A 12,417-nucleotide genomic window follows, 5' to 3' on the forward strand; every position below is an offset into this window, starting at 1 on the left:
CGTGCGGGTCGCCGTCGTGGGCGGCGGGATCGCCGGACTGTCGGCGGCCTTCCGTCTCGCCGCTGCGGGGGCCGAGCCTGTGGTGCTGGAGGGCTCGCCCGAGATCGGCGGGAAGGTCCGCCAGGCGCGACTCGGCGACCTGACGGTGGACGTGGGTGCCGAGGCGATGCTCGCGCGCCGTCCCGAAGCCCTCGACCTCGTGGAGGCCGTCGGTCTCTCCGCCGACGTCGTGGCGCCCGAGCCGATCCCGTCGATGGTGTGGAGCCGCGGGGCGCTGCGCGCGCTCCCGCCCACGATCATGGGCGTGCCGTCCGACCTGGCCGCCCTCGACGCGTCGGGCGTCCTCGCGGGCCCCGTGACCTCGACGCCGCTGCCCGTGCCCGACGAGGACGTCTCCGTGGCGCAGTTCGTGGGCGACCGGCTGGGACGCGAGGTGGTGGACCGCCTCGTCGAGCCGCTGCTCGGCGGCGTCTACGCGGGCCACGCCGACCGGCTGTCGCTGCGCTCGGCGGCGCCCGTGATCTCCGAGCTCGGTCCGGATCTGCTGGCCGGCGCCGCCGCGCGGGCCGCCGCGCCGAAGGCCTCCGGTCCGGCGCTCGTCGGAGTCCGCGGAGGGGTCGGACGGGTTCCCGCGGCAGTCGTCGCGGCCGCCGGCTTCGAGGTGCGCACCGGCGCCACCGTGCGGTCGATCCGACGCGACGGGACGGGGTGGGAGCTGGTCGTGGGGCCCACGACGGCACCCGTGCGCGAGCGCTTCGACGCCGTGGTGATGGCCGCTCCCGCGCCGGCGGCGTCGCGGCTGCTGGCCGAGGTCGCCCCGCGGGCCGCCTTCGCCCTGGCGGGTGTGGACTACGCCTCGATGGTGGTCGTGTCGCTGCTGCTGGAGGGCGCCGACCTGCCCTCGGGCACCGGCTTCCTCGTGCCCCCGGTGGAGCCGCTGGAGATCAAGGCCGCGACCTTCTCGTCGCGCAAGTGGGCCTGGCTCGCGGAGGCCGCCGGCGGCGCCACGGTGCTGCGCGCGTCGATCGGGCGCGCGGGCGACACGGCGGTGCTCCAGCGCGACGATGCCTCGCTGGTCGACCTCGCGGTCGCGGACCTGCGCTCGGTCGTCGAGCCCGGGGGAGCGATCGGTTCGGTCACGGCCTCGATGGTTCAGCGCTGGGGCGGGGGCCTGCCGCAGTACGAGGTGGGACACCGCGAGCTGGTGCGCACGGTGCTCGACGACGTGGCTGCCGTGCCCGGGCTCGAGGTCTGCGGCGCGGCCTACGAGGGCGTGGGGATCGCTGCCGTCGTGGCCACCGGGAGGGCCGCGGCCGAGCGAACCGTGGCCGGGTGAGAATGGACGCATGAGTTCGCACGAGGTCGACCCTGAGCAGATCAACTCCACCATCCGCTACGCGATGTACTCGGTGTTCCGGATCGACCGTCCGCTGGGCGACGGCGACCGTGCCGCGATGGCGGACGAGGTCGACGCGCTCTTCGCGAAGCTCGACGACGTCGTGGTGCGCGGCACCTACGACGTGAGCGGCATGCGCGCTGAGGCCGACCTGATGATCTGGTGGCACGCGCCGACGGCCGACGCCCTGCAGGACGCCTACAACGCCTTCCGTCGCACCGAGCTGGGCTCGCACCTCGCGCCCGTCTGGTCGAACGCGGGCCTGCACCGCCCGGCGGAGTTCAACCGCTCGCACGTGCCGAACTTCCTGGCCGACGAGAACACGCTCAAGTACATCTGCGTGTACCCGTTCGTGCGCTCGTACGAGTGGTACCTGCTGCCCGACGACGAGCGTCGCCAGCTGTTGCGCGAGCACGGTGAGGCCGCCCGCGACTACGCCGACGTCCGGGCGAATACGATCGCGTCGTTCGCGCTGGGCGACTACGAGTGGCTGCTGGCGTTCGAGGCTGACGAGCTGCACCGCATCGTCGACCTCATGCGCGAGCTGCGCGCCACCGGCGCCCGCCACCACGTGCGCGAGGAGCTGCCCTTCTACACCGGCCGCGCCCTCTCGGTCTCCGAGCTGACCGCCCTCTGGCCCTGACCCGTCACCGCTGCCCGCCCCACCCGCGGAGTCAGCGGGTGAGCACGGGGCGCGCCTCGCGGACGCGCAGCGGCGTGGCCGGTCCGGTGGCGGTGATGGTGGAGTCGAGCTCCTGCCAGGCGCCGCCGTCGACGCGGTACGTGACCCGGTAGGTGACGTCGACGCGGGCGCTCACGCCGCCCGGCCGGCGGTACCGGTGGATGACGTCGAGCGCGGGATAGGGGCGACCCGGGCTCGTGGTGGTCTGCGCGGTGCCGTCGCCGTGGTGCCAGCTGTAGCTCGCAGGCGTGGCCCGCAGGTCGACGGTGGAGTCGAGGATGTCCACGGTCTCCTCGAAGGGTGCCGAGCTGGTGTGGAAGATCGTGTCGAGGTTCACCAGCGTCGACCCGGCCGGCTGGACGGCCACGCGCAGCCGGGGCAGGCCGACCCGCTCCACCGCCTCCACGACATCGCCGGGCGTCACCTCCCGCTCCGGCGCCTCCGTGGGCTCCGCCGGCTCGGGGAACGGTATGCACTCCTCCTGAGGGAACGGCGCCTCCGGTCGGCAGTAGAGCGGGTCCGTTTCTTGTTCTATTGGGGCTGGCTCTGGCGCACCCGGGTTTCTCACCCGGATCGGCGCGGGGCCCTCCGGCGGACTTCTTCTCACGTTTTCCAGGCGGACCTCTGGGCTTGTCGGGTTCGGAATGACCTCGACGTCTCCGGAGGGCGCAGCGAGGATCAACGCCGTCAGTATCGCGATCACTCGTACTCCCCGAGCCAAAGTTGCGTGACCGTCCAACCCTCGTCGTGGCGGAGTCCGAAAGTCACGGTGTCGTTCGATGCTGAGGTGCGTTTCGGTGATGCCGTGGCATTTTCCTTGAATTCTCCGGGGGAGATCTTCATGGCCGTCGATACGAACGATTGGGCGTCAGGAGAACTACGCCTGTCGAATCGGACGCTTGAACCACTTGGAGCGGACCACTCCTGCCGGATGAACCCGCCGTCGCCATAGATGCTCTCGAAGAACTTGATGTACTCAGCGCATCCTTCGCAGTCCGGATCGGACAGCCGCTGAAGTTCACCTACATCCCCGGTGGCCGCGGCGTAATCCATCACGGCCACGTAGTGACGTGTGAAGGTCGACAAACCACTCGGTGTGAACTCCCGGACCTCCGCGGGCATCGGCGGCAGCGTGGCGTCGGGGTTCGCGGGAGTCGTGGCCGCGCTGGTGGGTTCAGGAGGTGGCGGGTCCTCCTCGCCGCAGGCGCTCATGGTGAGCGCGAGTGTCGCCACGAAGGCACACGTGAGTATCCGCATCGTTCCCCCGAACTACGTCACTTCGAGTTACGCACTCTAGCGACGGCCCGGGGGGACGTCAGCCCTCCGTCTCAGGCCTGTGGACGAAGGCCCCGAGACAGGTGTAGCGGTGCCACCGGAATCCTCGCGGCGGGCGCGAAAAAAGATGGACACCGCTACACATCCCGCGCGCCCGGGGGCGCGGAGGGATCAGTCGGCCTGCAGGTCCAGCGCGATGCCGTTGATGCAGTAGCGCAGGTCGGTGGGCGTGGCGAAGCCCTCGCCGGCGAACACGTGGCCCAGGTGCGAGCCGCAGTTGGCGCAGCGGACCTCGGTGCGCTTCATGCCGAGGGTGGAGTCCTCGATGTACTCGACGCGGTCCTCCGCCAAGGGGGAGTAGAACGACGGCCAGCCGCACTGGGCGTCGAACTTGGTGTCGCTGCGGAAGAGCTCGGCGTTGCAGCCGCGACAGCGGTACACGCCGACAGTGGCGTCGTGCTCGTAGTCGCTGCTGAAGGGGCGCTCGGTCCCGGCCTGACGCAGCACGTGGTACTCGGCGGCGCTGAGGTCCTTGCGCCACTCGTCGTCGGGACGGTCGACCGCATAGGTCTTGTCAGTCTGGTTGCTCACATCTCCGCCTGTTCGTCGAAAGTCAGGTGTTCCAACAGGTGCAACGTAGGAACGTCCAGTTTTCTTCTCGCCCGCGACGTCCAATCGAGGTGAAGGAACTCACGCACCACGTGCGACTCGGTCAGGATGATGACCTCCTCGCACGACTTCTCCTTCACGACATCGACGAGCGCGTCGATCGGGTCGTACTCGACGAGCTTCGTGGTGACCTTCTGGCCACGCTCGACGAGCAGGGCGGCGGAGGCCTCGAGCTCGGTCTGCCCGTCCTGGCGCAGGTCGTCCTCGATGCGGGTGTAGGCGGCCGGTTCCTCCAGCGGGACGAACTGAGCCCCGCCGAACGCCGTCATGGACGCACTCAGCGCTGCCGGGGACGAGTCCACCGGCAGCAGCATGTGATACGTGACGTCGTCGTCGACACCCTCATGGAGGGCGAGGATCTGATCGGCGTCCAGGGCGATGAGCTGGCGTTCCACCAGCAGGGCCACGTTGTACATGCCCCCAGCCTAGGCCGCGCGGCGGTCGCGGACCCACCGTGTCAGCAGGACGCCGTCCTCCTCGACCACATGGCCGAGTCGCATCGGCAGCTCCACGGCCTTGGCGCCCTCGGTGATTCTCTTGGCCGGGCCACCCACCAGGTGGGGCGAGACGGTCACGCAGGCCTCGTCGACGAGGTCGAGATCGACCAGCGTCCCGTGCAGTGCGGGGCCGCCTTCGCACAGGATGCGGTTGAGGCCGCGCGCGGCGAATGCGTCCAGAACCGCGGGCCAGTCCACCGCGTTCTCGCCGGCGACGACGACCTCGGCGGTCTCTGAGAGCCGCTGGCGGGCCTCGGCCGGGGAGGACGCCGGCGTGAGGATGATGAGTCCGGGAGTCAGCAGCGACTCGGGGATGTCGAGGTTGCGGCTGACGACGGCGAGCCGCGGCACGCGCGGGCGGCCCTCGCGCAGCGACTCGTGGATCGAGTCGGCCGAGATCGGGCGGTATCCCTCGGCGCGGGCCGTCCCTGCGCCGACCAGCACCACGTCGCTCAGGCTGCGCAGCACCTTGAACACCGCGGCGTCCGGCTCACCGCCGAGGTGGCCCGAGAGACCCTCGGGGTCCTGGACCGCGCCGTCGACGGAGGCGACGAAGTTGGTCCGCAGCCACGGCTTGTGGGACTCGGGGTAGGCGTACAGGTCAGCGAGCTCGTCCAAATCTGGCATGGCACCACGGTAGGGCGACCTGGGGCATACTGCCGAGATGACGGACCTGCGCTCCATGCTCGCGACCACCGGGCCGATCGACCTGTCCACGAGGCCCTCCGACGACACGCCGGGCTTCGAGGGAGCGAAGAAGGACGCCCGACGACTGCTCCCGGGCATCGGCGACGCGCTGATGGACTCCCAGGAGCTCCTCTTCGCCAACGGCCGCGCGGGGACGACCGAGCGCAAGGTCCTGATCCTGCTGCAGGGGATGGACACCTCCGGCAAGGGCGGCACGCTGCGGCACGTGGCCGGACTCGTCGATCCCCAGGGCCTGAAGATCACCGCGTTCAAGGCCCCCACGGAGGAGGAGCGCCAGCACGACTTCCTCTGGCGTATCCGGCGACAGCTGCCCGAGTCGGGGATGATCGGCGTCTTCGACCGGTCGCAGTACGAGGACGTGCTGATCGGGCGGGTGCGCCAGCTCGTGCCCGCCGACGAGATCGAGCGCCGCTACGACGAGATCAATGCGTTCGAGCGGGAGTTCGTCGACGGCGGGGGAGTCATGCTGAAGTGCTTCCTGCACATCAGCGCCGACGACCAGAAGGAACGGCTCGCCGAGCGGCTCGAGGACCAGACGAAGTACTGGAAGTACAACACCGGCGACCTCGACGAGCGCGCCCTGTGGCCGCAGTACCAGCAGGCCTACGAGATCGCCCTCGAGCGCTGCTCCACCGAGCACGCGCCGTGGTACGTCGTCCCGGCCGGCCGCAAGTGGTACCGGAACTGGGCGATCGCCACGATGCTCGGCGAGACGCTGGACGGGCTCGGCCTGGACTGGCCCGCCGCCGACTTCGACGTGGAGGAGCAGAAGAGGCGCCTGGCCACGATGTGACCGGGCGTCTCCTCCTGTGCTCTCGAACGGTCAGACGTCCGCGAAGAGCGCATCCATCGGCACGAGGTCGACGGCGCCCACGGCGTAGCGGGCCAGGATGACCTCGGCCACCTCGTCGGCCACGCCCAGCGGCTCGGCGACCGCCACGGCGCCGGCCTCGAGCGCCAGCTCCTTCGCACGGTCGGGCAGGACGCCCGGCGCCAGGAACAGCATGCCCACGGCGATGTGACGACGACCGTCGGCCCGGTGGGCGCGCACGGCCTCGCTGGCCGCCGGCGGGACGCTGGAGGCGAACGCCGCGATCGTGGGCAGCTTGTGGTGCGCGCCCCACGCCCGGGCGGCCCGCGAGATCATCGCGTTGGCCATCGGGTCCGACGAGCCCGCGCCGGTGAGCACGAGCGCGTCGAGCTCGCGGACGCGGTTCTCGCGCAGCGCCTCACGCAGGCGGCGGTCCAGGATGTTGAGGAACGTGCCCTCGATGCCCAGGACCTTCGTGACCTCGATGCGGACGTCGTGCTTGGCCGAGGCCGTCTTCGCGGCCTGGGGCACGTCGACCTTCGCGTGGTAGGCCTCGGTCAGCAGCAGCGGGACCACGACGATCTCGCTGAAGCCCTCGGCGACCAGTCGCTCGACGACCTCGTCGAAGCTGGGGCCGCACAGGTCCAGGAACGCGGACTCCACACGCAGGTCAGGGCGCATGCACGCCACCACCTCCGTGAGGTCGTTGATGGTCTCGGCCGATCGCGGATCGCGGCTGCCATGGGCCAGGGCGATCAGTGCGGGTGCGGTCATCGTGCATTCCTCCCTTCCTGCGGTGCTGTGCTGGTGATGTCGGTATCGGTGGTGGTGCGGGCCAGGTGGCCCAGGAACTTGAGCCGGAACGCGCGCAGACAGCTGCGGCACTCCCACTCGCCGTGCGTCTCGCCGTGGGGACGCAGGTCCTCGTCGGCGCAGTACGGGCACGAGTACGGCACGAGACGTTCACTCATCGCGACACCGCCTTGGAGAAGCGACGGTAGGTCGGTGCCGCGATTCGTGATGCTCGACGGATCGCTCGCTGGCGCTCGCTCATCGGAGGACCTCCTCGTCGGCCCGGGCGACCCACGCAGCGAAGGACTCGCCGTTCTCGCGGTGCGCCAAGTAGGTGCGCGACAGCTTCTCCACGTAGTCGGGCAGCTGCTCGCCGGTGACCTTGTGGGCGCGGAGCTTGCGGCCGAAGCCGGCGTCCAGGCCGAGGGCGCCACCGAGGTGGACCTGGAAGCCCTCGACCTGCTCGCCCTGCTCGTTCATCACGAGCTGGCCCTTGAGGCCGATGTCGGCGGTCTGGATCCGAGCGCAGGAGTTCGGGCAGCCGTTCACGTTGACGGTGATGGGCGTGTCGAGCTCGGGGACGCGCTGCTCGAGCTCGTCGATGAGGTGAGCGGCGCGGTCCTTCGTGTTGACGATCGCGAGCTTGCAGTACTCGATGCCGGTGCAGGCCATCGTGTGCTGGCGCCACTGCGACGGACGGGCGTGCAGGCCGAGCTCGGCGAGCGCCGCGACGAGCGACTCGACGCGGTCCTCCTCGATGTCGAGGACGACGATCTTCTGCATCGGCGTGAGCGCGACGCGGTCGGAGCCGTGCGCCTCCACGACGTCGGCCAGCTGCTGCAGCATCGGGCCGGAGATGCGACCCACCGTGGTGGCGGCGCCGACGTAGAACTTGCCGTCCACCTGGCGGTGCACGCCCACGTGGTCGACCGGGGTGTCAGGGACCGGGGGAGCGTCGAGGTCGATCAGCGGGCGCTGGAGGTACTTCGTCTCCAGCACCTCGCGGAACTTCTCGATGCCCCAGTCCTGCACGAGGAACTTCAGGCGGGCGCGCGACCGCAGTCGGCGGTACCCGTAGTCGCGGAAGATGCTGACCACGCCTTCCCAGACCGCGGGAACCTCGTCGAGCGGCACCCAGGCGCCGAGGCGCAGGGCGAGGTGCGGGTTGGTTGAGAGGCCCCCGCCGACCCAGACGTCGAAGCCGGGGCCGTGCTCGGGGTGGACCGCGCCGATGAACGCCACGTCGTTGATCTGCGGGACGACGTCGTGGCCGGGGTGGCCGCTGATGGCCGTCTTGAACTTGCGCGGCAGGTTGGAGAACGCCTGGTCGCCGATGTAGCGGCTCTCGATCGCGTCGATCGCGGGCCGGCCGTCGATGATCTCGTCGGCCGACACGCCGGCGACGGGGCTGCCCATGATGACGCGGGGGCAGTCGCCGCACGCCTCCTGCGTGGACAGGCCGACGGACTCGAGGCGCTGCCAGATCGTGGGGACGTCGCGCACGTCGATCCAGTGGTACTGGATGTTCTGGCGGTCGGTGACGTCGGCGCTGCCGCGACCGAAGTCGACCGAGACGTCGGCGATCGCGCGCAGCTGCTCGAGCGAGAGCTGACCGCCGTCGACACGCACGCGCATCATGAAGCGGTCGGCGTCGAGCTCCTCGGGCTCCAGCGTGGCGGTCTTGCCGCCGTCGATGCCGGCCTTGCGCTGCGTGTAGAGGCCCCACCAGCGGAACCGTCCGCGCAGGTCGCCGCCGTCGATGCTCTCGAAGCCGCGGTGCGCGTAGATGTTCTCGATGCGGGCGCGCACGTTGAGCGGGTTGTCGTCCTTCTTGGACTGCTCGTTCGCGTTGAGGGGCTCGCGGTAGCCCAGGGCCCACTGGCCCTCGCCCTTACGGCGGCGGGGACGGGCAGGTGCTGCTGGGGTGGTGGTCATCGGTGCTCTCTGTCGCGTGGCTGGGCGCGAGCGGCATGGCTCAGCGCGGGGGCTGCGGGGTGGGGCAGATCAACGACACATCATGGAGCGCGCACGACCGAGGTCGACGTGGAGTCGTTCCACGAGCCAGGTGGTCTGTGCGGCGAGCATGCAGACAGTCTGTCCAGTGAGACGGCGGTCCAACAAACGGACGTCTCGAATAGTGGGACCGCCGTCCGTATCGCGAGACGCGACAGTGCGAACGGCTGGAACTCCAGCCTGAATTCACGCGGCCGGCTGAGCCCTCTCGACGATGCCCTGCAGGTCGAGGCCGCTGGGAAGCGTGCCGAAGGTGCCGGCCCACTGGCCGCCGAGACGGGAGGCGCAGAACGCATCGGCCGCGGCGGGGCTGGAGTACCGGATCATCAGGGAGCCCTGCAGGATCGCCGCCATGCGGGACGCGACCCAGCGCGCGGAGGCCTCGGCGTCGGCGGGATCGGCCAGGCGGCGCAGCACCTCGTCTACCGCGGCGTCGAGGCGCGCGTCCTCGCCGCGGACGGTGCCGACCTCGGTGCGCCAGGCGTCGAGGGTGCCGTTCTCGCGCGAGAGAGCTCGCAGGACGTCGAGCGCGTTGACGTTGCCGCTGCCCTCCCAGATCGAGTTGAGCGGGGACTCACGGAAGAGCAACGGCATGCCGGACTCCTCCGCGTAGCCGTTGCCGCCGAGGCACTCGAGCGCCTCGCCGACCATCATTGGCGTGCGCTTGCAGACCCAGTACTTGGACAGGGCCAGACCGATCCGCCGGAGGTTGCGCTCGTGCTCGTCGTCGGGGCGATCCATCGCCGCGGCCAGGCGCAGGCCGGCCAGCATGCCCGCCTCGGACTCCAGCGCGAGGTCGGCCAGGACGCCCACCATGGCCGGCTGGTCGATCAGCCGAGCGCCGAAGGCCGAGCGGTGCCGTGCGTGCCACGCGGCCTCGGCGAAGGCCTTGCGCATGATCGAGGCCGATCCGAGGATGCAGTCCATCCGCGTGGCCGAGACCATCTCGATGATGGTGCGGATCCCGCGCCCCTCCTCGCCGAGGCGCACGGCCCAGGTGTCGTCGAACTCGAGCTCGCTGGAGGCGTTGGACTTGTTGCCGAGCTTGTCCTTCAGCCGCACGATCGTCAGTGGGTTGCGCGAGCCGTCGGGCAGCACCCGCGGCACGACGAAGCAGGTGGAGCCGGAGTCGGTCTGGGCCAGGACGAGGAAGACGTCGTTCATGGCGGCCGAGGTGAACCACTTGTGGCCCGTGAGCCGGTACTCGCCACGGACGTCGGTGGCCTTGGCGATGGTGCTGTTGACCCGCAGGTCCGAGCCGCCCTGCTTCTCGGTCATCCCCATGCCGGCCAGCAGGCCCGCCTTCTCCTGTGGCGCGCGCAGCCCGAAGTCATAGGTGGTGGACGCCAGGCCCGGCGTCCACTGCGCGGCCAGCTCGGGGTCGGTGCGCAGGGCGGGCACGACCGCGTAGGTCATGGTGATGGGACACATGTGCCCCTGCTCGACCTGTCCCCACGTGTAGAAGCCGGTGGCCCGGCGCAGGTGCGCGGCGGGGTCGTCGGAGGTCCACGGCGCCGCGGTGAGGCCGAAGCCGACTCCGCGCTCCATGAGCCAGTGCCACGACGGGTGGAAGCGGATCTCGTCGATGCGACGCCCGAATCGGTCGACCGGCTCGTGGACCGGCGGGTACTGGTTGGCCAGGTGCCAGTGCTCGCGTGCCTCCGCCGTGCCGGCGAGCGCGCCGATCGGCTGCAGGTACTCGCGGATCTCGCCCGCCTGAGCGCCCCCCAGCGCCGCGACGGCGTCCATCAGTGGGGTGTCGGCGACCGCGATGTTCACGTCGTCGAAGGGCACGGCCTGGTTCTCGGGGATGCGCTGCACGGGATCCATGGACTCACCGTAATTCCTCGCGACGACACGCCTGCATACATTGCACGCGTGCTATGGACAGGCATAGCACGCATGCGATACGGTCCCGGCATGCGCGGACCGATCGAGCACGACGACTTCTACGAGGGCATCGCCCGACAGGTGGTCGAGCAGCGTTCGCTCCGACGGCTGTCCCAGCGTGAGCTGGCCGACCTGTGCGGCACGACCCAGTCGGCGATCGCCCGGTTCGAGTCCGGTTCGCGCCCACCCAAGCTCGACACGCTGCTGCGGATCGCCGCGGCGCTGGACTGCGAGCTCGACGTCACGTTCCGCCCGCGAACGCGGCCCACGAAGGAGTCCCGATGAGCACTCGAGTCGACACCGAGCAGATCGAGTCCACCCGCAGCGAGAAGCTGCTCGCGGTGCTGCTCGCCGCCTTCCTGCTCGTGGGCGCCGTGTGGTTCTACGCGAAGGTCCCCGCCTGGGTCGACGGCGCGCTGCCGCAGGTCGACGACACGGCGGTGGTCGAGGCCGAGAGCCGACAGGCGGAGGCCGACCAGGCGCGGTGGGACGCCGAGACTGAACGCGACGAGGCACGACTGCAGCTCGACCTCGAGCGGGAGGAGTACAAGGTCGCGCTGCAGGAGGGCGAGGGCGTCGCCGACGCGCGGCAGGAGTACGGGCAGGCCCAGGCCAAGTACGACCAGGTCGACGCGGAGCTGAAGGCTGCCACCGCAGCGTCCGGCATCGCCGAGAAGGAGGCCGAACAGGCGCGGGATGCCTACGAGCAGGAGAACCGCTCGGGCCTGAAGGCCTGGCTCGTCGCCGGCATCCGCCTCGCCTTCGTCGCCGGGTGGACCGTTGGCGCGTACCAGCTGATGGCCCGGCTGCGGCGACGCGAGTCCCGGTACCTCACGCTGGCGTTCGCCGGCGCCGCGGTCGGCGCGATCATGGCGCTGGTCTTCGCGGTCGACTACATCACCGACTACGTCGATCCGCTGGACCTCGGACCGTTCGTGCTGTCGGCCCTCGGTGTGGTGGCCACGGTGGTGGCCTTCCGGGTGCTGCAGAAGCACCTCGCCGCTCGTGTGCCCGGCCGGCGGGTGCGCAAGGGGGAGTGCCCGTTCTGCGGGTTCCCGCTGCACGATGCCGGTCTGGACGGTGGACCGCACTGTGCGGGCTGCGGCCGCGACGTCATCGCGGATTGCGCCGCGTGCGGCTCGCCGCGGCGTGTGGGGTCGCCGCACTGTGCGACGTGCGGCGCGCCCTGATCAGGGCAGACGACTCACGGTGACCCACCCTGCGGCGCCCGACAGGTCCTCGAGCTCGGCGGGGGTCAGCTCGATGGCCGAGTCGGCGCTCCCGGCCGCCGGGAACACCGTGTCGAAGCGCTTCAGCGAGGTGTCCAGGTGCACGGTCGCGTTCGCGGGGTTGGCGAAGGGGCACACGCCTCCCACGGGGTGACCCGTGAGCGCCTCGACCTCGTCGGCCTTGAGCATCGTGGCCTTGCGGCCGAAGGTGGTCTTGAAGGCTGCGTTGTCGGTGCGTGCATCGCCGGCCATCACCACGAGCACGCAGGTGTCGGGGGAGTCGCCCCGGAACGACAAGGTCTTGGCGATGCGGGCCGGCTCGACACCGAACGCCTCCGCCGCCTCGGCCACCGTGGCGCTGGAGCCGGACGTCTGCAGGATGTCGCCCTCGCGGCCGTGACCGGTCAGGAACTCGCGCACGCTCTCGATCGACATGGCTCGATCCTGCCTGACGA

General features: G+C 70.5%; 15 protein-coding genes. 5 read left to right on the forward strand and 10 right to left on the reverse strand.

Annotated elements, in window-relative coordinates; all coding sequences use genetic code 11:
• The first annotated feature begins 1 nt into the window (after position 1).
• Together hemG and hemQ are read left to right on the forward strand one after the other, a co-directional pair.
• Positions 2–1,336 carry a protoporphyrinogen oxidase gene (gene hemG / locus B5D60_RS14540; protein WP_078700824.1) on the forward strand — a complete coding sequence of 445 codons (1,335 nt, stop codon included), beginning with the start codon at positions 2–4 and terminating at the stop codon, positions 1,334–1,336.
• A 10-nt stretch (positions 1,337–1,346) separates the two neighbouring features.
• The gene (gene hemQ / locus B5D60_RS14545) at positions 1,347–2,039 is read left to right on the forward strand and encodes a hydrogen peroxide-dependent heme synthase (protein WP_078700825.1); all 693 of its coding nucleotides are present in this window, start codon (positions 1,347–1,349) and stop codon (positions 2,037–2,039) included.
• 31 nt (positions 2,040–2,070) lie between these two features.
• On the opposite strand, the gene B5D60_RS14550 is transcribed toward hemQ, so the two are convergent.
• The 5 genes from B5D60_RS14550 to B5D60_RS14570 form a co-directional block, all read right to left on the reverse strand.
• Entirely contained in the window at positions 2,071–2,502 is a 432-nt protein-coding gene (locus B5D60_RS14550; protein WP_078700826.1) for a hypothetical protein, read from the reverse strand.
• Between the two features lie 275 nt (positions 2,503–2,777).
• Positions 2,778–3,311, reverse strand: coding sequence for a DUF6318 family protein (locus B5D60_RS14555; protein WP_153303048.1), 534 nt, complete (start codon positions 3,309–3,311; stop codon positions 2,778–2,780).
• A gap of 213 nt (positions 3,312–3,524) precedes the next feature.
• Positions 3,525–3,944: a peptide-methionine (R)-S-oxide reductase MsrB gene (msrB, locus tag B5D60_RS14560; RefSeq protein ID WP_078700828.1), complete on the reverse strand. Its 420-nt coding sequence runs from the start codon at positions 3,942–3,944 to the stop codon at positions 3,525–3,527.
• Positions 3,941–4,438, reverse strand: a complete 498-nt coding sequence (locus B5D60_RS14565) for a universal stress protein (protein ID WP_078700829.1) — start codon at positions 4,436–4,438, stop codon at positions 3,941–3,943. Before B5D60_RS14565 ends, msrB begins: the two co-directional genes overlap by 4 nt.
• 9 nt (positions 4,439–4,447) lie before the next feature.
• Complete coding sequence (locus B5D60_RS14570) at positions 4,448–5,146, reverse strand: pyrimidine reductase family protein (RefSeq protein ID WP_172806379.1); 699 nt, start codon at positions 5,144–5,146, stop codon at positions 4,448–4,450.
• Positions 5,147–5,183: 37 nt separating this feature from the next.
• Here B5D60_RS14570 and B5D60_RS14575 point away from each other — a divergent pair, with 37 nt between their 5' ends.
• Entirely contained in the window at positions 5,184–6,020 is an 837-nt protein-coding gene (locus tag B5D60_RS14575) for a PPK2 family polyphosphate kinase (RefSeq protein ID WP_078700831.1), read from the forward strand.
• A 30-nt stretch (positions 6,021–6,050) separates the two neighbouring features.
• On the opposite strand, the gene B5D60_RS14580 is transcribed toward B5D60_RS14575, so the two are convergent.
• The 4 genes from B5D60_RS14580 to B5D60_RS14595 form a co-directional block, all read right to left on the reverse strand.
• On the reverse strand, positions 6,051–6,812 hold the full coding sequence (locus tag B5D60_RS14580; protein ID WP_078700832.1) for a sirohydrochlorin chelatase: 762 nt from the start codon (positions 6,810–6,812) through the stop codon (positions 6,051–6,053).
• The gene (locus B5D60_RS14585) at positions 6,809–7,009 is read right to left on the reverse strand and encodes a hypothetical protein (RefSeq protein WP_078700833.1); all 201 of its coding nucleotides are present in this window, start codon (positions 7,007–7,009) and stop codon (positions 6,809–6,811) included. Before B5D60_RS14585 ends, B5D60_RS14580 begins: the two co-directional genes overlap by 4 nt.
• A 79-nt stretch (positions 7,010–7,088) precedes the next feature.
• On the reverse strand, positions 7,089–8,765 hold the full coding sequence (locus B5D60_RS14590) for a nitrite/sulfite reductase (RefSeq protein WP_078700834.1): 1,677 nt from the start codon (positions 8,763–8,765) through the stop codon (positions 7,089–7,091).
• Positions 8,766–9,029: 264 nt separating this feature from the next.
• Positions 9,030–10,673, reverse strand: coding sequence for an acyl-CoA dehydrogenase family protein (locus tag B5D60_RS14595; RefSeq protein ID WP_078700835.1), 1,644 nt, complete (start codon positions 10,671–10,673; stop codon positions 9,030–9,032).
• A 90-nt stretch (positions 10,674–10,763) separates the two neighbouring features.
• Here B5D60_RS14595 and B5D60_RS14600 point away from each other — a divergent pair, with 90 nt between their 5' ends.
• Both B5D60_RS14600 and B5D60_RS14605 read left to right on the forward strand, forming a co-directional pair.
• Positions 10,764–11,018: a helix-turn-helix domain-containing protein gene (locus B5D60_RS14600; RefSeq protein ID WP_172806380.1), complete on the forward strand. Its 255-nt coding sequence runs from the start codon at positions 10,764–10,766 to the stop codon at positions 11,016–11,018.
• Positions 11,015–11,923 carry a zinc ribbon domain-containing protein gene (locus B5D60_RS14605; RefSeq protein WP_078700837.1) on the forward strand — a complete coding sequence of 303 codons (909 nt, stop codon included), beginning with the start codon at positions 11,015–11,017 and terminating at the stop codon, positions 11,921–11,923. The genes B5D60_RS14600 and B5D60_RS14605 overlap by 4 nt, the downstream gene beginning before the upstream one ends.
• On the opposite strand, the gene B5D60_RS14610 is transcribed toward B5D60_RS14605, so the two are convergent.
• Positions 11,924–12,397, reverse strand: a complete 474-nt coding sequence (locus tag B5D60_RS14610) for a YbaK/EbsC family protein (protein WP_078700838.1) — start codon at positions 12,395–12,397, stop codon at positions 11,924–11,926.
• Positions 12,398–12,417: the final 20 nt, after the last annotated feature.

This window comes from Aeromicrobium choanae (genome assembly GCF_900167475.1).
Taxonomy (GTDB): domain Bacteria; phylum Actinomycetota; class Actinomycetes; order Propionibacteriales; family Nocardioidaceae; genus Aeromicrobium; species Aeromicrobium choanae.

Coding starts and splice junctions, on each gene's coding strand:
- hemQ (WP_078700825.1), top strand. CDS start 1,347: ATGAGTTCGCACGAGGTCGACCCTGAGCAGATCAACTCCACCATCCGC.
- B5D60_RS14565 (WP_078700829.1), bottom strand. CDS start 4,438: ATGTACAACGTGGCCCTGCTGGTGGAACGCCAGCTCATCGCCCTGGAC.
- B5D60_RS14570 (WP_172806379.1), bottom strand. CDS start 5,146: ATGCCAGATTTGGACGAGCTCGCTGACCTGTACGCCTACCCCGAGTCC.
- B5D60_RS14575 (WP_078700831.1), top strand. CDS start 5,184: ATGACGGACCTGCGCTCCATGCTCGCGACCACCGGGCCGATCGACCTG.
- B5D60_RS14580 (WP_078700832.1), bottom strand. CDS start 6,812: ATGACCGCACCCGCACTGATCGCCCTGGCCCATGGCAGCCGCGATCCG.
- B5D60_RS14585 (WP_078700833.1), bottom strand. CDS start 7,009: ATGAGTGAACGTCTCGTGCCGTACTCGTGCCCGTACTGCGCCGACGAG.
- B5D60_RS14590 (WP_078700834.1), bottom strand. CDS start 8,765: ATGACCACCACCCCAGCAGCACCTGCCCGTCCCCGCCGCCGTAAGGGC.
- B5D60_RS14595 (WP_078700835.1), bottom strand. CDS start 10,673: ATGGATCCCGTGCAGCGCATCCCCGAGAACCAGGCCGTGCCCTTCGAC.
- B5D60_RS14600 (WP_172806380.1), top strand. CDS start 10,764: ATGCGCGGACCGATCGAGCACGACGACTTCTACGAGGGCATCGCCCGA.
- B5D60_RS14605 (WP_078700837.1), top strand. CDS start 11,015: ATGAGCACTCGAGTCGACACCGAGCAGATCGAGTCCACCCGCAGCGAG.
- B5D60_RS14610 (WP_078700838.1), bottom strand. CDS start 12,397: ATGTCGATCGAGAGCGTGCGCGAGTTCCTGACCGGTCACGGCCGCGAG.